The organism is Actinomyces sp. oral taxon 448 str. F0400, assembly GCF_000220835.1.
GTDB lineage: Bacteria > Actinomycetota > Actinomycetes > Actinomycetales > Actinomycetaceae > Actinomyces.
The window spans coordinates 2062984-2079861 of sequence record NZ_GL985606.1 but is presented as its reverse complement, the minus strand read 5'-3'; the positions used below and the strand labels follow the sequence as shown (position 1 = coordinate 2079861).

The 16878-nt window shown below is 68.8% G+C and carries 15 protein-coding genes; 10 read left to right on the top strand and 5 right to left on the bottom strand.

Features of this window, described 5'->3' with window-relative positions; translation table 11 throughout:
* Positions 1-84 precede the first annotated feature (84 nt).
* Positions 85-1401, bottom strand: coding sequence for a tRNA dihydrouridine synthase DusB (dusB, locus tag HMPREF9062_RS08835; protein ID WP_156790010.1), 1317 nt, complete (start codon positions 1399-1401; stop codon positions 85-87).
* A 114-nt stretch (positions 1402-1515) separates the two neighbouring features.
* Here dusB and HMPREF9062_RS08830 point away from each other — a divergent pair, with 114 nt between their 5' ends.
* Complete coding sequence (locus HMPREF9062_RS08830; protein WP_034254078.1) at positions 1516-2028, top strand: SixA phosphatase family protein; 513 nt, start codon at positions 1516-1518, stop codon at positions 2026-2028.
* Between the two features lie 94 nt (positions 2029-2122).
* Here HMPREF9062_RS08830 and serB read toward each other — a convergent pair whose 3' ends face one another.
* Positions 2123-2809: a phosphoserine phosphatase SerB gene (gene serB / locus HMPREF9062_RS08825; RefSeq protein ID WP_009749766.1), complete on the bottom strand. Its 687-nt coding sequence runs from the start codon at positions 2807-2809 to the stop codon at positions 2123-2125.
* 41 nt (positions 2810-2850) lie between these two features.
* On the bottom strand, positions 2851-4095 hold the full coding sequence (locus HMPREF9062_RS08820; protein ID WP_009749765.1) for a glucose-1-phosphate adenylyltransferase: 1245 nt from the start codon (positions 4093-4095) through the stop codon (positions 2851-2853).
* 315 nt (positions 4096-4410) lie between these two features.
* On the opposite strand from HMPREF9062_RS08820, the gene glgA reads away from it, so the two are divergent.
* Positions 4411-5640 (top strand): glycogen synthase, encoded by a 1230-nt coding sequence (glgA, locus tag HMPREF9062_RS08815; protein WP_034254075.1) that lies wholly within the window; start codon positions 4411-4413, stop codon positions 5638-5640.
* 47 nt (positions 5641-5687) lie between these two features.
* On the opposite strand, the gene HMPREF9062_RS08810 is transcribed toward glgA, so the two are convergent.
* The gene (locus HMPREF9062_RS08810; RefSeq protein ID WP_034254072.1) at positions 5688-6404 is read right to left on the bottom strand and encodes a hypothetical protein; all 717 of its coding nucleotides are present in this window, start codon (positions 6402-6404) and stop codon (positions 5688-5690) included.
* Between the two features lie 143 nt (positions 6405-6547).
* On the opposite strand from HMPREF9062_RS08810, the gene HMPREF9062_RS08805 reads away from it, so the two are divergent.
* The 4 genes from HMPREF9062_RS08805 (at position 6548) to ppk2 (ending at position 9996) form a co-directional block, all read left to right on the top strand.
* Positions 6548-7360, top strand: coding sequence for an ABC transporter ATP-binding protein (locus HMPREF9062_RS08805; protein ID WP_009749763.1), 813 nt, complete (start codon positions 6548-6550; stop codon positions 7358-7360).
* 45 nt (positions 7361-7405) lie between these two features.
* On the top strand, positions 7406-7843 hold the full coding sequence (locus HMPREF9062_RS08800) for an NfeD family protein (protein ID WP_009749762.1): 438 nt from the start codon (positions 7406-7408) through the stop codon (positions 7841-7843).
* Positions 7844-8217: 374 nt separating this feature from the next.
* Positions 8218-9063 carry a TrmH family RNA methyltransferase gene (locus HMPREF9062_RS08795; protein ID WP_034254902.1) on the top strand — a complete coding sequence of 282 codons (846 nt, stop codon included), beginning with the start codon at positions 8218-8220 and terminating at the stop codon, positions 9061-9063.
* A 90-nt stretch (positions 9064-9153) separates the two neighbouring features.
* Positions 9154-9996, top strand: a complete 843-nt coding sequence (ppk2, locus tag HMPREF9062_RS08790; RefSeq protein ID WP_009749760.1) for a polyphosphate kinase 2 — start codon at positions 9154-9156, stop codon at positions 9994-9996.
* A gap of 179 nt (positions 9997-10175) precedes the next feature.
* Here the strand turns inward: ppk2 and HMPREF9062_RS08785 are convergent, their stop codons facing one another.
* Entirely contained in the window at positions 10176-12326 is a 2151-nt protein-coding gene (locus HMPREF9062_RS08785) for a glucose PTS transporter subunit IIA (protein WP_009749759.1), read from the bottom strand.
* A 386-nt stretch (positions 12327-12712) separates the two neighbouring features.
* Between HMPREF9062_RS08785 and HMPREF9062_RS08780 the strand changes: the two genes are divergently transcribed.
* The 4 genes from HMPREF9062_RS08780 (at position 12713) to HMPREF9062_RS08765 (ending at position 16840) form a co-directional block, all read left to right on the top strand.
* Positions 12713-13426 carry a hypothetical protein gene (locus HMPREF9062_RS08780; RefSeq protein WP_009749758.1) on the top strand — a complete coding sequence of 238 codons (714 nt, stop codon included), beginning with the start codon at positions 12713-12715 and terminating at the stop codon, positions 13424-13426.
* A gap of 189 nt (positions 13427-13615) precedes the next feature.
* Entirely contained in the window at positions 13616-15283 is a 1668-nt protein-coding gene (locus HMPREF9062_RS08775; protein ID WP_009749757.1) for an ABC-F family ATP-binding cassette domain-containing protein, read from the top strand.
* A gap of 154 nt (positions 15284-15437) precedes the next feature.
* Positions 15438-15830: a HesB/IscA family protein gene (locus tag HMPREF9062_RS08770; protein WP_009749756.1), complete on the top strand. Its 393-nt coding sequence runs from the start codon at positions 15438-15440 to the stop codon at positions 15828-15830.
* 26 nt (positions 15831-15856) lie between these two features.
* Positions 15857-16840 carry an FKBP-type peptidyl-prolyl cis-trans isomerase gene (locus tag HMPREF9062_RS08765; RefSeq protein WP_009749755.1) on the top strand — a complete coding sequence of 328 codons (984 nt, stop codon included), beginning with the start codon at positions 15857-15859 and terminating at the stop codon, positions 16838-16840.
* Positions 16841-16878: the final 38 nt, after the last annotated feature.

Below are 16878 nucleotides of genomic sequence, written 5' to 3'. Positions count from 1 at the left end.
TAGGACCGGCTCCGGCCCTTCTGAAGCCCCGCAGGTTCGGCACCTGCGCCCGGTCGCCGTGCATCTGACGTCTCAGCATGCGTATTAGCCGCCCGAGAGATCGGATTCGGCATCAAGCAGGAGCGCCTTCTGCTCCCGGGTCAGCCACGGCGTCTCCAACCAGCCGTCGGGCAGATGCGGACGCTTGGGCGCACCCGCCCGACCCCGGGGGCCTTCGACCGCCTCCCCCGGATAGGGCACTTCCTCGGGAAGCCGGCGGCGCATGGACATCAGAGCCTCGTGCAGGTCCGCCAGTGTGCCCACATGCATGAGCCTCTGGCGAGCCCGTCCGCCCACGGGGTAGCCCTTGAGATACCAGCTCAGGTGCTTGCGCAGGTCCCGCACGCCCCGGTCCTCGCCCATTTCGGCCGCCAGCAGTCTGCCGTGCTCCTCGATGACGGCCATGACGGCGTCCACGCCGGGGTGCGCGCGCGTCGCCGATCCGTGGAGGGCGGCGACGATGTCCGCGAAGAGCCACGGCCGCCCCTGGCAGCCGCGCCCGACGACGACGCCGTCGCAACCGGTGGTGCGCATCATCCGCAGCGCATCGTCCCCGGTCCACACGTCCCCATTACCGAGCACCGGCATATCGGTGGCCTCCTTGAGCCGAGCGATCGTTTCCCAGCTCGCCCTCCCCGAATAGTGCTGGCGGGCCGTGCGCCCGTGCAGGGCGATCGCCGCTACGCCCGCGTTCCGCGCCGCCCGTGCAACGTCCAGATAGGTTTCATGATCCTCGTCGATGCCGATCCGCGTCTTGACCGTCACCGGGACTGCCCGCTCGCGGTGGGCGGCACGCACGGCTCGCTCGCAGGCGCGCACGGTCTCGCGCAGGATCGCGGCAAGCAGGTCCTTCTTCCATGCGAGCGCGGCGCCTCCGCCTTTACGGGTCACCTTGGGAGCCGGGCAGCCGAAGTTCAGGTCGATGTGATCGGCCAGGTCCTCTTCGACCAGAATCTTCACCGCTCGGCCGGCGATGGACGGGTCCACCCCGTAGAGCTGGATAGAACGCACCCTCTCATCGGGGTCGGTGCGCACCATGGCCAGTGTCTTGTCGTTGCGTTCCACCAGGGCGCGGGTTGTGACCATTTCGGTGACGTACAGGCCCGCCGGTGCGAGAAGACGATCGCCATCACCGAGCGGACCTCCTCCGTGCGCGGGGCGCAGCGCCTCGGGCAGCGCCGATTCACCCGCCAGACGGCACAGGCGTCTGAAGGACGCATTCGTCACCCCCGCCATCGGAGCGAGCTCAACGGGAGTGGCCGCCTCAATCGGCCCGATGCGCAGCGGCGCGATCGCCGTCCGCTCGCCGTCCGGCGGCGCGTATCCGAGGGAATCGAGGGACGAGGAATGAGAGGTCACCATGCCATGCTGGCACACGACCGCGGCGCGGGCGAGGCCCCCACCCCTCTCGATGAGACGCCGGATGTCCTCTCCCGCATCGCACCAGCCCGGACCGGTGCCGTAAGGTTGCTTTTCGTGACGACTGAGAATCTCAGGAAGACTCTGGTCCTGGTCCGCCACTCCAAGGCGGCTCACGACGCTCCCACCGACCTCGAGCGTCCGCTGACATCCAGGGGCCGTGGTCTGGCCGATGAGCTCGCCCGCTCCCTGAGCAGGCGGATCGGCTGCCTCGACCTTCTGCTCGTCTCGCCCGCCGCACGCGCTCGGCAGACCGCCCGGCCGATGCAGGAACGCCTCGAACCGGTCGAGGTCCGAGTCGAACCCGAGATCTATCACAACGGCGCCCTGAAGGTCCTCGAACTGCTCACCCCTCTTCCCGAGGCCACGAGCACGGTGGTTCTCGTCGGGCACGAACCCACAGTTTCGATCCTCGCCCACATGCTCCATGACACCGATGACGACCTGGCCGCCCAGGTCTCCTTCGGGGTACCGACGGCCACGGCCCTGGTGCTTTCCGTGACCGGATCATGGACGCAACTCGCTCCTCAGGGGGCTCACATCACCGAGATCGTCACTGCGCCGCGCTGAGAATCGCCGGGGCTCTTTCAGAATGTCGTCGCGGTGCCGGCAGCGGCGTGGAGCTGCATGGCGGCGGTCGCCACGCACCCTGCGGCGGGCGGCCTCACAGCAGCTCGAGCACAGCCGTCAGGTCGCGCACGTGCACGGCCGCCGGTGCGGACTCGACCACGATCGGCTTGGCGCAGAAGGCCACGCCCAGGCCCGCAGCCGCGATCATGCCCAGGTCGTTGGCGCCGTCCCCGACGGCGACCGTGCGCTCCATGTCGACGCCGTCCGCACTCGCCCAGGCGCGCAGGCACTGGGTCTTGACCTCGCGATCGACAATGCGGCCCACCACGCGGCCCGTGAGCACGCCCTCCTCGACCTCGAGGCGATTGGCCGCCGCATGGTCGAGGCCCAGCTTCTCCGCCAGCGGGCGGACGACCTCTTCGAAGCCTCCTGAGACCACGCCCACTCGGCAACCGCGTTCGCGGAGATCGCAGATGAGGGCTTCGGCCCCCGGCGTGAGCCGCACCCTGCTGAGGACATCGGCGAAGACGGCTTCGTCCATCCCGGTCAGGGTGGCGACGCGTTCGCGCAGTGAGGCCGCGAAGTCGAGTTCGCCACGCATCGCCCGAGCAGTGATCCCCGCGACCCGCTCGCGCGTGCCCGCGCTCTCAGCGAGGAGCTCGATAACCTCTTGCTCGATGAGCGTGGAGTCCACGTCCATGACCAGCAGACCAGGACCGAGATCAGCCAGCCGCCCGGTGGCGCGGGCGCCGCGGACGCGTGCGAGTCTCGAGGAGGTCATGACGGGATGCTACCGACGGGCGCGTCTCCGTCGCGCCCGTCTCAACGGGTGACGACCTGTCCCTTGGCGACGACGGTGATGCCCGACTCGGTCACCGTGAAGCCCCGCTCACGGTCGTGCTCGGAGTCGATCCCGACCATGGCCCCCTCCTCGACCGACACGTACTTGTCGAGGATCGCGCGGCTGACCACTGTGTTGCGTCCGACGTTCACTCCGTCCATGAGGACCGATTCGCGCACCGACGACCAGGAGTTGACCCGTACTCCGGGGGAGAGCACCGAGGAGATCACCTCACCGCCGGAGACGATCACCCCCGGGGAGACGATCGAATCGACCGCGTGTCCGAGCCGCTCGTGATGACCGTAGACGAACTTGGCCGGCGGCATGGAGTTCGTGTATCCGGCGAACAGCGGCCACCGGTCGTTATACAGGTTGAACACCGGCGTGACCGAGATCAGATCCTGGTGGGCCTCGTAGAAGGCCTCGACCGTCCCCACGTCGCGCCAGTAGTCGCGATCCCGGTCCGTGGCGCCCGGGACGTCGTTGTCCTTGAAGTCGTAGACGCCGGCGGTCCCCTGATCCACGAACCATGGGACGATGTCGCCGCCCATGTCGTGCTTGGAGGACTCGTCGGCGGCGTCGACGGTCACCGCCCGCAGGAGGGCGTCGGCGTCCATGATGTAGTTGCCCATGGAGGCCAGGATCTCGTCGGGGGAGTCGGGCAGGCCCGGTGTATCCGTCGGTTTCTCCACGAAGGCCTTGATCCGGTCGCGGTCAGCGGGGTCGGATTCGATGACGCCGAACTGGTAGGCCAGGGAGCGCGGCTGACGGATCCCGGCGACGGTGCACGGCAGACCGGAGGCGATGTGGTGCTCCAGCATCTGAGAGAAGTCCATGCGGTAGATATTGTCCGCGCCGGTGATGACCACGTAGTCGGGGCGCTCGTCGTCGAGCAGGTTGAGTGACTGGTAGATGGCGTCGGCGGAGCCGAGGAACCAGTGCTTACCCACGCGCTGCTGGGCGGGAACGGGGGCGATGTAGTTGCCCAGCATGTCCGACATGCGCCACGTCTTGGCTATGTGACGGTCCAGGGAGTGCGACTTGTACTGGGTCAGGACGACGACCTTGAGGAAGCCGGAGTTGATCATGTTCGACAAGGAGAAGTCGATGAGGCGATAAATCCCGCCGAAGGGCACGGCGGGCTTGGCGCGATCGACTGTCAGAGGCATGAGGCGTTTGCCCTCGCCGCCGGCGAGGATGATTGCGAGAACACGAGGGGAGGCCATGGGATCACCCTACGTGACGCGGGCCACCGTGTGGGACTGATTGGTGAGATGATCCTCCCACGTGTGTCGTCCGGGCGGGAACCGGGCCTGTACCGCCCTCCCCGGGGGACCTAGGACCTAACCATGGGCGTCGTACCGCATACCGCGTCGAGCGCCGTCGCGGGTGCCGGGGTCGCAAACCGCCCCGTCGTCGGGACCAAGCCGCTACCGTCGGACGTGTGGCGGCTCACGCCCGACGAGCCCGCCACCCCGACCGCACATTTTGTTCCAATCGGTTTCAACCGCGCGCAGCGGCGCGAGCGAGGAGACGCACCCATGAGGGTCGACCTGCTGACCAAGGAGTACCCGCCCTTCATCTACGGCGGGGCCGGAGTGCACGTCAACGAGCTGGCCAAGGTTCTTCGTCCCCTGGCGGATGTTCGCGTGCGCGCCTTCGGAGGTCCGCGCGAGCCGGGTGCCGAGGGCGCCGACCCCGGGGTGATCGGCTATCCCGAGGTCGCCGAGCTCGACGGCGCCAACGCCGCTGTGCGGACTTTCGGCGTCGACCTCGAAATGGTCACGGGTGTCGCCGGCGCCGACATCGCCCACTCCCACACCTGGTACGCCAACCTCGCCGGGCATCTGTCGGGCCTGCTCTACGACATCCCGCACGTCCTGTCCGCCCACTCCCTGGAACCCATGCGGCCCTGGAAGGCCGAGCAGCTCGGCGGCGGCTACGCCTTGTCCTCCTGGGCGGAGAAACAGGCCTACGACGGCGCCGCCGCCGTCATCGCGGTCTCCGGGGGCATGCGCGCCGACATTCTGCGCTCCTACCCCGAGGTGGATCCCGAGCGCGTCAAGGTCGTTCACAACGGCATCGACCTGGAGGCGTGGGCACGTCCGACCGACGCCGATTTCGAGGCCCTGGCCGAGCGGGTCCGTACCCGCTACGGCATCGACACTTCCCGCCCCACGGTCGTCTTCGTCGGACGCATCACCCGTCAGAAGGGCCTGCCCCATCTTCTGCGCGCTATCGAGCAGCTCCCGGCCGAGGTCCAGGCGATCCTGTGCGCCGGTGCTCCGGACACCGCCGAGATCAAGGCCGAGGTCGATACCCTCATCGAGGGCCTCCAGGCCAAGCGCACCGGCGTCATTCTCATCGAGGAGATGCTGCCCCACCGCGAGTTGCAGGCAGTACTGGCGGCCTCCGACGTCTTCGTGTGCCCCTCGGTCTACGAGCCTCTCGGCATCGTCAACCTCGAGGCCATGGCCATGGGCCTGCCCGTCGTCGGCAGCGCCACCGGCGGCATTCCCGAGGTCGTCGACGATGGTGTCACCGGCCTGCTCGTGCCCATCGAGCAGGTCCAGGACGGTACGGGCACGCCGACCGACCCCGACCGCTTCGTCGCCGACCTCGCCGAGCGGCTGACCGCGCTGGTCACCGACCAGGCGCGCGCTCGGACGATGGGTGCGGCCTCGCGTCGTCGTGCCGAGGAGCACTTCTCCTGGCGGGCCATCGCCGAGCGCACCATGGAGGTTTACCGCTGGGTGCTGCGGGCGGGCTGAGCACAACCTGCTGCCGGACCATGGGGCGCCGCCGTGATCGACCCGTCTCACCGCCGCGGAGCCCACCAGTCGGTCGCCGCGGACACGCCCGTGCGCGCCACGGCCAACAGGGGGCGCAGAACCTGCGAGCGCCTGCTGGCCTGCAGCGCCGTGGCGGCCGCGCCGTCGTCCTGGAGCGCCAGCTCGCAGATCGCGCCCAGGCGCAGGGAGCGCTCGAGCAGCCCGCGGCGGCGCGGCTCCAACCACGGGGGTACGAGCGCCGGGTCGAGCGTGGCGGCGACCAGGTCGGTCAGGGTATCGGCGAGCTCGGGACGCTCGCGGGCGAGATCGAGCTCGGTGAGCGTTTCGATGGCCTTCTCGGTCGCCGTGTGAACGTCCCGACGCGCCTGGGCGGCGTCGAACGGGGTCAGGGCTGTGTGCATGTCGTGCACCCGCCACACACGGCTGGTCCCATTGGCCTGCGGCACCAGCGCCAGCCGCCGGCCCGAGAGCGTCTCGGCGACGACGCACTCGCCGACGTCGACGGCTCCGGGCAGCACCGCCGCCGGATCGGCGGGGGAGACGAGCACTGCGACGGCGCGGGTCAGCGGACCGGCCGCGGCGAGCCACATCGCCAACGACACCCGCCCCGCCCTCGAGGACGATGTCGGGTCGTCGACCTCGTGGGCTCCGTCGGCGCCCTCGACGACGGCGGCGCCGTGCGAGGAGGGCCTGGTCGCCCACAGAGCGAGGACGACGGAGACGGGAGGGTCGAAGGGGTCCACGGCGTCGACCCTAACCGACCCCGGTCGTCGATGGCGCGGATGGCGTGGCGGCGAGGGGAGCGCGAGGATGCGGCGAGTTCTCCCCTGTGCGGATCCGCGCGGATGATGCATCCGGTGTCACCTCAGCGCGATAAGGTGACGCCATGACCAGCGTGCTCCGCCTCGACGACGTCTCGCTCCATCGCGGGACCACCCATATCCTGACTCATGTGAGCTGGAGCGTCGACGAGGGCGAGCACTGGGTGCTGCTGGGCTCCAACGGAGCGGGGAAGACCACCATCTCACGCATCGCCGCAGCGAGACTGTTCCCCTCCTCGGGCGCGGTCGACGTTCTGGGCGAGCGAATGGGGCGCGTCGACATCGCCGAGCTCCACCCCAGGATCGGCCTGTGCTCCTCCGCGCTGGCCGGCCAGGTGCTGGGCGGGGAGTCCGTGCTGAGCGTCGTGCTGTCCGCGTCCTACGGGCGCATCGGCGTGTGGCACGAAGAGTACGACGACCCCGATATCGAGCGCGCCCGTGCCCTCCTGGAGGCTCTCGGCGCCGGCGAGCTCGTCGGACGGGCTTGGGCGACCCTGTCCTCTGGGGAGCGTAAGCGCGTCGAGATCGCCCGGGCTCTCATGCCCGATCCCGAGCTCCTCATCCTGGACGAGCCGGCCTCCGGTCTCGACGTCGCCGGCCGTGAGCAACTGCTGGCCGCCCTGACGGAGATCCTCTCAGCGCCCGGCTCGCCCTCGATGGTGCTGGTCACTCATCACCTTGAGGAGATACCGGTCGGTTTCACGCATGCGCTCGCGCTGCGCGGCGGTGCGGTCGTGGCCGCGGGACCCCTGAATGACGTCCTGACCGCTCCCGTCATGTCGACGACCTTCGGCCTGCCGTTGGAGATCACTCGGGACCGCGGACGGTATGCCGCCCGTGGAGCCTCCGCCGCTCCCTCCGGCCGTCATCTCGCCTGAGCAGCGGACACCGGAGCGCGCGAGGCCGACTGACAGGGGAGCGCGATGATCTGGCTATGGTGGCTCGGCGCCTGCCTCGTCCTGGGGGTCATCGAGGCACTCGCGGCGAATGTGACGTTCCTCATGCTCGCCGGCGGGGCGCTGGGCGGTACCGTAGCGGCCGCCGTCGGCGCCCCCTTCTGGGCCCAGACTCTGGTCTTCGTCACGGGGTCGGTCCTCCTTCTGAGCGTCGTCAGGCCTCGGATCGGACGCCGTCCGGGGGCGGCCGCCCCCGCGCTCACCCGTGCTGAGACCCTCATCGGGTGCGAGGCCGTCGTGCTGACGACCGTCGATGCCCGCGGGGGACGCGTCCACCTCGACGGCGAGAAGTGGTGCGCTCGCCTGGCCGAGCACGCCGGAGCGAGGGCCCTGCGCCTGGACGCGGGCCGCCTGGTGCGCGTGACCGACGTCGACGGCGCCGTGGCCGTGGTCGAACCCCGGTAGTTTCCGCCGGCCCGGTTCTCGCACGGCTTCGCCGACCGGATCGGACGTGAATCGCGTCTCAAAAGAGTTCTGTCGCCGAGGAGAACAGGACGGAGTTCGATGGACGGATTTAATCTCCCGGGCGTGCCACTGGAAGTTTCTCCGAGCCTCTGCGAGGACCCTTCGCCGCCGACCCCGGTGCGCAGCGGGGTCGTCATCGCCGCCGACCGCTTCGGGGAGGCTCCCCCCGTATCGCTCGGGGTTGTCGGCCGCGATAACACGGGCTGGTTCGGCTCGTGATCATTCGTCTGAGCGAGCACCCCGGTGCCGACAACGCCGGCAGTGCCGGTAGTGCCAGCGGCGGACTGGCCGGCGATGCCGTCACGGCCGGTCGGATGAGCGGCCCGGCGCTTCTGGCCGACTACACCCGTCTGACCGACGTCGCCCTGCGGCGCCGGCTGGAGACGGAACGGGGTCTGTACATGGCGGAGTCGACCAGGGTCATCGCCCGCGCCGTCGAGGCGGGCCACTCGCCCCGCTCCTTCCTCATGGCCGAACGCCACTGGGAGGAGATGCGGCCCGTCATCGCGGCCGCCCGAGGGTGCGAGGGGCGCGATGACGGCGGCCCCGTGCCCGTCCTGCTCGCCTGCGAGGAGCTGCTGGAGACGATCACCGGGTTTCACCTTCACCGCGGCGCTCTGGCCGCCATGAACCGTCCGGCTCTGGTCGACGTTTCCCGCCTACTCGCCTCGGCCCGCGGTGGACGGGGCGCCCGCCGCGTGGCCGTACTGGAGGACCTGGTCGACCACACCAACGTCGGGGCCGCATTCCGCTCGGCTGCGGCGCTGGGCGTCGACGCCGTCCTGGTCACTCCGCGGTGTGCGGACCCCCTGTACCGGCGCAGCGTGCGGGTATCCATGGGCACCGTCTTCCAGGTGCCGTGGACGAGGGCTCCCCGGTGGCCCGCCACGGACGAGCTGCACGACGCCGGCTGCAGTGTGGTCGCTCTGGCTCTGAGCGATGACGCGGTGGACCTCGACGACTTCGCTGCTCGGCCCGTATGCACCGCGCCGGACTCGAAGATCGCCCTGGTGCTCGGGACCGAGGGTGATGGTTTGAGACGACGCACCCTCGCCGCGGCCGACTACGTCGTGCGCATCCCCATGACCGGAGCAGTGGACTCCCTTAATGTCGCGGCCGCCGCAGCCGTCGCCTTCTGGGCGGTGCGCGTGGAGGACTGACGGTCGGGGAGCGCCGCGGATCGTCTTGAAGATCCTGTGCGTGAACGTGATCTGTGCGACACTTCCGCTATGGCGAAGAAACACCCCAAAATGGATCGTTCCCTGTATGAAGCCGAGCTGCTGCGTCTGCAGGCTGAGTTGGTTGAGATGCAGGAGTGGGTCAGGTCTACCGGTGCCCGAGTCGTAGTGGTCTTCGAAGGACGTGACGCCGCGGGCAAGGGTGGAGCGATCAAGCGGATCACCGAATATCTCAATCCCCGGATCGCACGGGTGGTCGCGCTGCCCGCGCCTACCGAGCGCGAGCGCACCCAGTGGTACTTCCAGCGCTACATCGCGCACCTGCCGGCAGCCGGCGAGATCCGGTTGTTCGACCGCTCCTGGTACAACCGCGGCGGTGTGGAGCATGTCATGGGCTACTGCACTCCCGAGGAGCACCAGCGTTTCCTGCGGCAGTGCCCGATCTTCGAGCGGATGCTCGTCGAGGACGGCATCCTGCTGCGCAAATACTGGTTCTCCGTGTCGGACAAGGAGCAGTACAAACGGTTCAAGTCGAGGCAGACCGACCCCATGCGCCGTTGGAAGCTCTCGCCCACCGATCTGGAGTCGATCACTCGCTGGGAGGATTACTCACGTGCCAAGGACGAGATGTTCGTGCACACGGATATCGAGACGGCGCGTTGGCACGTAGTCGAGTCCGAGGACAAGCGCAAGGCGCGCATCAACATGATCCATCATCTGCTCGGCTCCATCCCCTACGAGCACGTCGAGCGGCCCCCGATGAAGTTCCCGAAGCGCCCGCCGTCCACCGGGTACCAGCGCACCGCTCGCGCCTTGCAGCTGGAGGTCCCCGACTACGCGGCCACGTTGAGCGCCGCCGATGCCGGCGGGTCGAAAGAGCGCTATGTGGACGTGGAGGACGAGGGCGTCCACTGATGACCGCCGGAATCCGGATGCCCCGGCCCGCGTGCGCCCGGCCACGAGACGCTCTCTCGTGGCCGGGCGCACCTGAGTGATGCCGTCCGCGTTAACGCTTTGAGTTCGCCAGCGATCATCGACGGCCTCAGACCGGGGGCCGGGCGACGACCGATCGACGGTTGGCCGGCCGCGCGGGCTTAGCTCTCCGAGGCCTCCGGGGCGGTGACTCGGATGAGCGGGGCGCCCGTGTCGACCTCGCCCTCGCCGATGACCTCCACCGAGGAGAATTTGGGCGTGTTGGTGATGAGCACTGGCGTGGTCAGCGAGTAGCCCGCCTCCTCGACGACGGTGCGATCCACGCGGACCAGCTTCTGGCCGGCGGTGACACGGTCGCCCTGCTTGACCAGGACATCGAAGCCCTTACCCTCGAGGTTGACGGTGTCCAGGCCGACATGGATGAGGACCTCCACCCCGTTGTCCAGGTTGATGCCGTAGGCGTGCCCGGAGGCGGGGGCGACGACGACCGTGCCGTCTCCGGGGGCGGTCACGACGATCTCGCCGGTGGGGGCTACTCCGGCGCCCTGGCCGACAGCACCGGAGGAGAAGACCGGGTCGGGCACCTCGTCCAGCGGCATGACGGTGCCGGTCAGGGGCGCGACGATCTCGGTGACGGCGCCGGGCGCCAGTGCGGGTTTGGGCTCGTCGCCCTTGTCGTCCTCACCGGCGTCGTCGGCGGGGCCGCCTGTGCCGGCCGCCTCTCCCTCGGCGCTCACGGATGCGTCCGGGGCGGATGAGTCCTCCAGCGCGAGGTCGGCGGAGGTCTCAGCGGGGTCGGCCTCGACCGCGACGCCCGCTGCGGCGAGTGCCTTGGCCCTGTCCTCCTTCGTGCGGTAGCCGAAGGTGACGATGAGGAAGAAGGAGGTGGCGAAGGCCGCGGCGACGGCGATGGCGTAGAGGAGCATCGGGTCGAAGACCGGAATCGTCAGCAGCGAGGTGAAGACGAAGGTGTTGATTTGGACACCACCACCAATGCCCTCGACAATACCGCCGACGGCGCAGCCGACAAGCATGAACGGGTAAATGCGCTTGAAGCGCAGGTGGATACCGTACAGGCTCGGCTCGGAGATGCCGCCGAAGAGCCCCGCAAAGAGGGCGCCGGTGGCGGTCTGGCGCATCTCCTTGTCCTTATCTCGCACGGACCAGATGAGGACCGCCGCGGTGGCGCCGAAGCAGGCGAAATTCCACGCCCCCATGGGGCCCTGGATGAAATCGATTCCACCTGTAGCCGAGTTGGGGGCGATATTGGCCAGCATGAGGGCATTGAGCGGCCAGTGCAGACCCAGCGGCACCAGGAAGGGGTAGACCATGGGGATGATGATCGCGAAAACGATCGGAGCGTGGGAGTTGAGCCAGAACAAGGCCGTACCCAGGCCGGTGCCGATCCACACGCCCAGGGGGCCGATGAGGAAGGCCGTCACCGGCATCATAATGATGAAGGAGAGGAAGGACACGAAGACCATCTGGACATTGTTCGGGACGATCTTGACCAGCCCCTTGTAAACCAGGGCGAGCACCGCGACCATGAGCAGGGGAACGAAGACCTGGCCGCCGTACTCGTTGAGCTGCATGGGCAGGCCGAGAATGTGGGCGGTGCACAGGTCGGAGTTGAGGGTGTCGTTGTGGACGCAGGTCGTGCTCGGGTGATTGCTCAGATCGAGGAACTCGGGCGTGAGCAACGCCAACATGACGGCGGAGCCGACCCAGGGGTCGATCTTGAGCTTCTTGGAAGCGTTGTAGGCCACCATGATCGGCAGGAAGTAGAAGACGCTGCGGTACATGGCGTCGACGAACACCAGTAGCGCCGGCTTATCCATGTTGCTCTCATAGTGGGCCTCAATGATGTGGAAGGTTGCGCAGATCGCCTCCACCGCGATAATGAGCGAGGCGCCCAGCAGAACCGGCAGCAGCGGACGGAAGGAGTCGGACAGGTACTCGAAGAAGGCATCGATCCAGGCATTCTTGCCGCGTGTCTTCGCGCGGGCCTCGGCCTTGACCTCGGCGTCGGTCTTGGCTTGGGAGCCCGAGGTGCTCTTCTTCATCTCCGGCAGGTTGTTGATCTGCTCGTAGACGCTGGCGACCGCGCCGCCGATGACGATCTGGTAGCGGTCCCCGCCCTGGGGGACTGCGCCCATGACGCCGGGAATCGCCTCAACCGTTGCCTTGTCGACGACGGAGGCGTCGTTGAGCTCGAAACGCAGCCTCGTCGCGCAGTGTGTGAAATTGATGATGTTCTCGGGCCCGCCGACGGCGGCGAGAATCGCCTCCGGGGCGGAGGTTGTTGTTGTCATCGAGGGCCTTTCGTCGGTCCTGGACCCTCCCGCGACGCCGCGGGGACCCGGGGCCAGGGTTGGGACCGTCCCGAGGAGATGGGACTGAAGTGCAGGATAGCGCGATGATCGCTGCACGTGGTCAGATCCATTGACGGGACTACGACCACGGGTCCGTACAGTTGCGACGAGCGGTGCTTATAGCGCCGTTCTCGACCCGACGCGGCTCGTTGCGCTTACACGGGTCCGGAGCGCGGGCGGATCCACCGGGCTCCACACGCGCCGTCCGCGGTGCCCTCGGGAGCCGGTGTCCACAGGTGCTCAGCGGAGCGGATCCTTTCTCACCCACACTCGGACCGGGCGGCGAGGACGCCGCTGCAGACCGCGATACGCCGAGGAGCCTTGCCATGACCACGACGACCACCCCCGACATTGACCCAGCCCAGCTCCCCACCGGAACAGCTCGCGATACGAGCGATGGAACGAGAGAGGGGACGGTCGACGGGGCCGGCGGCGCCGGCCCCCGCGCGACTCCTCGGCAGGGCCGGGACCCCGACCGGGAGGCGGAGGACGGGCTGTACGGGCCCCGCGGCTGGACCGTGACCGTCGGCCTGTGGCGCGAGCTCGCCCGGTGTCGCGACGAGATGCGCTCGATCACCATTCCCGCCGAGTACGGTCGCGGCCCGTACGGCCTGATTGTCGACGGCGTGCCTCAGGACGACTACACCCCTTACCATGACCTGGGCCCGCGCACCGCCCGTCGGCTTCTGGAGATCCTTCCGCCTGCTCAGCTGGGGGATCGGCAGAACCTCGCGCCGACTACGGGGGCGCTTTTGCGGGCTTGCGTCCGCGCTCAGGGGCGCGTGCGCCTGTCCGGCTACGCCATCGGCCCCCAGCGCCATGACGAGCGGGTGAGTGTCGAAGCCCTGTGGATCGCGGATCCCGACCTGCTCGGGCTCGAAGTCTGCGAGATCCACGACGAGCACTGCCGATGCCTCGCCCTGTGGGAGACGGTCCGCACCCGCTACAGTCTGGACGCCGAGTCCGTGCCCGATGAGATGCGGCCCCTGCGCCGGAATTGGACGCGCGGGCCGCTGGGGACCTGGATGTGGTGGGATTGAGAATCGCCAGACGCACGGCTCCGTAAGATACGCAGCGATCCGCCCGGGACTGCGCAGATGAGTGATCGAGTGATCGGCGGCGCGACCAGCGCTGACCGTACGGCGACTGGCATATGACCGTCACTGTGACCGATGACCGGGTGCTTCCCGCCGTCGCCGCGTCGGGGAGCGTCCCGCACCGATCGTACGATGGCGCGCGTGATCAACGTCCAGGACCTCATCATGCGCATCGGCGCCCGCCAGCTCGTCGCCGGTGCGACCTTCAGGGTGGATAAGGGCATGCGCATCGGGCTGGTCGGACGCAATGGCGCCGGTAAGACCACCATGACCAAGCTTCTGGCCGCCGCTTCCGTCGAGCAGGGCACCGGCCACGCGGTCGCCGATGCCGACGACCGCCATGGCCTGGAGGCCGTCGAGCACGAGGGCACCATCTCCTGCAACGGATCGGTCGGGTACCTCCCTCAGGACACCAGGGTCGGGGACCTCACCGAGGCCGCCCGGGACCGTATTCTCTCCGCCCGCGGCATTGACACCCTTCTGGTCCGCATTCGCGAAGCGGAGGAGCGGATTGCCACCACCGAGGGCGACGCCATGGCCAAGGCCCTGGACCGCTACACGCGTGTGGACCACGAGTTCACCATGGCCGGCGGCTACGCGGCCGCGAGTGAGGCGGCGCGCATCGCCGCCGCTCTCGGGCTGCCCGATCGGGTCCTGGACCAGGAGATCGGCACGCTGTCGGGCGGCCAGCGGCGCCGCGTCGAACTCGCCCGAGTTCTCTTCCAGCGGCCCGACACGCTGCTGCTGGATGAGCCCACCAACCATCTCGACCACGACTCCGTGCTGTGGCTGCGCGACCATCTGCGCGCCTACTCCGGCGGCTTCATCGTCATCAGCCACGACGTCGAGCTCCTGCGCAACACCGTCAACCAGATCATGCACCTGGATGCGGATCGAGGCGTCCTCGACGTCTATCACCTGGGCTGGGACGCCTATCTCAAGCAGCGGGCGGACGATGAGCATCGCCGTCGTCGCGAGCGCGCCAACGCGGAGAAGAAGGCCGCCGCTCTGCGCGCTCAGGGGGAGAAGATGCGCGCCAAGGCGACCAAGGCCGTCGCGGCTCAGCAGATGCTCAAGCGCGCCGACCGCCTCATGGAGGGTCTGGAGGATGAGCGGATCGCCGAGAGGGTCGCCCGTCTGCGCTTCCCCGATCCCGCCCCCTGCGGCAAGACCCCGCTGCGCGCGAGCGGCCTGTCCAAGGCCTACGGCTCCCTGGAGGTCTTCGCAGGCGTGGACCTGGCCATCGATCGCGGTAGCCGCGTCGTCGTCCTGGGCCTCAACGGCGCCGGCAAGACGACCCTGCTGCGCCTGCTCGGCGGGGTGGAGGAGCCCGATTCGGGCGAGGTCATCGTGGGCCACGGCCTCAAGATCGGCTACTACGCCCAGGAGCACGAGACGATCGACACCTCCCGGACCGTCGTGGAGAATCTGCGCAGCGCCGCCCCGGGCCTGGACGACACGCAGGTGCGCAGCGTGCTCGGCTCCTTCCTGTTCTCCGGCGCCGACGCCGACAAGCCCGCCCGAGTCCTGTCCGGCGGCGAGAAAACCCGCTTGGCGCTGGCCCTGCTGGTCGTCTCCAGCGCCAACGTCCTGCTGCTGGACGAACCCACCAACAACCTCGACCCGGCCAGTCGCGAGGAGATTCTCCGGGCGCTGGGGACCTTCGCCGGCGCCGTCGTGCTCGTCACCCACGACGAGGGGGCGGTCGAGGCCCTGGGTCCCGACCGGGTGCTCCTCCTGCCCGACGGCGACGAGGATCTGTGGAGCGAGGACTATCTCGAGTTGGTGGCGCTGGCCTGATCGCGTTCGCGAGCGGAGCGTGCCCCGCTCCCAGTGAGCGTCGTCACGCGGGTAGCAGCGGGTTGACGACGTAGGGTGGTGTCGAACAAGGTGCCCCATCGGGGCGTTGGGACCGTGAGTCCGCGAGTACCCGACCGTTCACGAGGAGAATGACATGGCAGAGACCACCCTGACCGCAGATACGACCGCCGAGGCCCCCGAGCACGAGGTTCTGCTCACCGAGGCCGCCGCCGCCAAGGTCGCCAGTCTCCTGGTGCAGGAGGGGCGCGACGACCTGCGCCTGCGCGTGGCCGTTCAGCCCGGCGGCTGTTCCGGCCTGGTCTACCAGCTCTACTTCGACGAGCGCCTGCTCGACGGCGACGCCGTCCGCTCCTTCTCGACCGGTGGTGCTGAGCTCGAGAGCATCGAGGTCGTCGTGGACCGGATGAGTGTGCCTTACCTGGCCGGCGCCACCATCGATTTCGCCGACTCCATCGAGAAGCAGGGGTTCACGATCGACAATCCGAACGCGGCGGGGACCTGCGCCTGCGGGGAGTCCTTCAACTGATCCCGCCCCCGACTCGAGGAGACTCGGTGGCGCGTCGTCGGCCTCTCGCACTGTCGGCTTCCGCCCTCGCCGTCGCGCTGGCCCTCACCGGCTGCTCGGGCGGCGGCACCGATTCCGAGTCGGTATCGACCGACGCCGCCGGGGCGACACCCACGCCGACGACGTCTCAACCCGTCGACTGCTCGACCCTCACCATCGATTCCGACTCCTCGGCCCTGCCGGGGGTCTCCGCAGACCCAGGCTCCGCACCGAGCCTGACCTGGAGCGGTGAGCTGGCGCCTGACAATCTCACCGTCAAGACCCTGAGCCAGGGGGACGGTCCCGAGGTGGAGGCGTATTCGTTCGTGACGGTGAACTACGCGGGATGGCAGTGGGACTCCGACGCCACCTTCGACTCCTCGTTCGACCGCGGAGAGCCGTCGAGCTTCTCCCTGCGGGGAGTCGTCGACGGCTGGCGTTGCGGCCTGGTGGGGCACCGGGTGGGTGATCGGCTCCTGGTGGGCGTCCCCTCTGATCTCGCTTACGGCGACGATCAGAGTCAGGGCCGACCGACCGGCCCGCTCGTCTTCGTCGTCGACGTCGTGGCCGCACCCTCCACCGCCGGAGCCACCATGGAGGGTGAGGCGGATGCGGCGTCCTGGGGTGTGTCGGTCTCTGGTGACCTCGGTGCCCCCGCAACGGTCTCGGTGGCCGAGGGGGCGACGGAGCCCACCGAGACCAAGGTCATCGTCCTGGCACGCGGTACGGGCGATCCGATCACCGATCAGGACGTCATAGGCGTCAACACGGCCATGACCACGTGGGACGATTCCGCCTCCGAGTCCACCTGGGACACAGGCCTGCCTCAGACGATCACCATGGCCCAGGCTCCGGGGCTGGCGGATCTCATCGGAGTTCCGGTGGGTTCGCGCGTGGTTCTGCTTCAGGCGGCCGGGACCGCCACGAGGAGGGGATCCACCGCACCCGCACCCGCTGCGGCCTACGTCATGGATATCGAGACCAAGCTCTGACCAAGCTCTGGGTCCGCGAGCTCTCAGCGGGCACGGCG

Bases quoted from the DNA above. Each gene is read 5' to 3' on its own strand.
- dusB (WP_156790010.1), bottom strand. From the start codon at position 1,401: ATGGTGACCTCTCATTCCTCGTCCCTCGATTCCCTCGGATACGCGCCG.
- serB (WP_009749766.1), bottom strand. From the start codon at position 2,809: ATGACCTCCTCGAGACTCGCACGCGTCCGCGGCGCCCGCGCCACCGGG.
- HMPREF9062_RS08820 (WP_009749765.1), bottom strand. From the start codon at position 4,095: ATGGCCTCCCCTCGTGTTCTCGCAATCATCCTCGCCGGCGGCGAGGGC.
- glgA (WP_034254075.1), top strand. From the start codon at position 4,411: ATGAGGGTCGACCTGCTGACCAAGGAGTACCCGCCCTTCATCTACGGC.
- HMPREF9062_RS08805 (WP_009749763.1), top strand. From the start codon at position 6,548: ATGACCAGCGTGCTCCGCCTCGACGACGTCTCGCTCCATCGCGGGACC.
- HMPREF9062_RS08800 (WP_009749762.1), top strand. From the start codon at position 7,406: ATGATCTGGCTATGGTGGCTCGGCGCCTGCCTCGTCCTGGGGGTCATC.
- HMPREF9062_RS08795 (WP_034254902.1), top strand. From the start codon at position 8,218: ATGAGCGGCCCGGCGCTTCTGGCCGACTACACCCGTCTGACCGACGTC.
- ppk2 (WP_009749760.1), top strand. From the start codon at position 9,154: ATGGATCGTTCCCTGTATGAAGCCGAGCTGCTGCGTCTGCAGGCTGAG.
- HMPREF9062_RS08785 (WP_009749759.1), bottom strand. From the start codon at position 12,326: ATGACAACAACAACCTCCGCCCCGGAGGCGATTCTCGCCGCCGTCGGC.
- HMPREF9062_RS08780 (WP_009749758.1), top strand. From the start codon at position 12,713: ATGACCACGACGACCACCCCCGACATTGACCCAGCCCAGCTCCCCACC.
- HMPREF9062_RS08775 (WP_009749757.1), top strand. From the start codon at position 13,616: ATGGCGCGCGTGATCAACGTCCAGGACCTCATCATGCGCATCGGCGCC.
- HMPREF9062_RS08770 (WP_009749756.1), top strand. From the start codon at position 15,438: ATGGCAGAGACCACCCTGACCGCAGATACGACCGCCGAGGCCCCCGAG.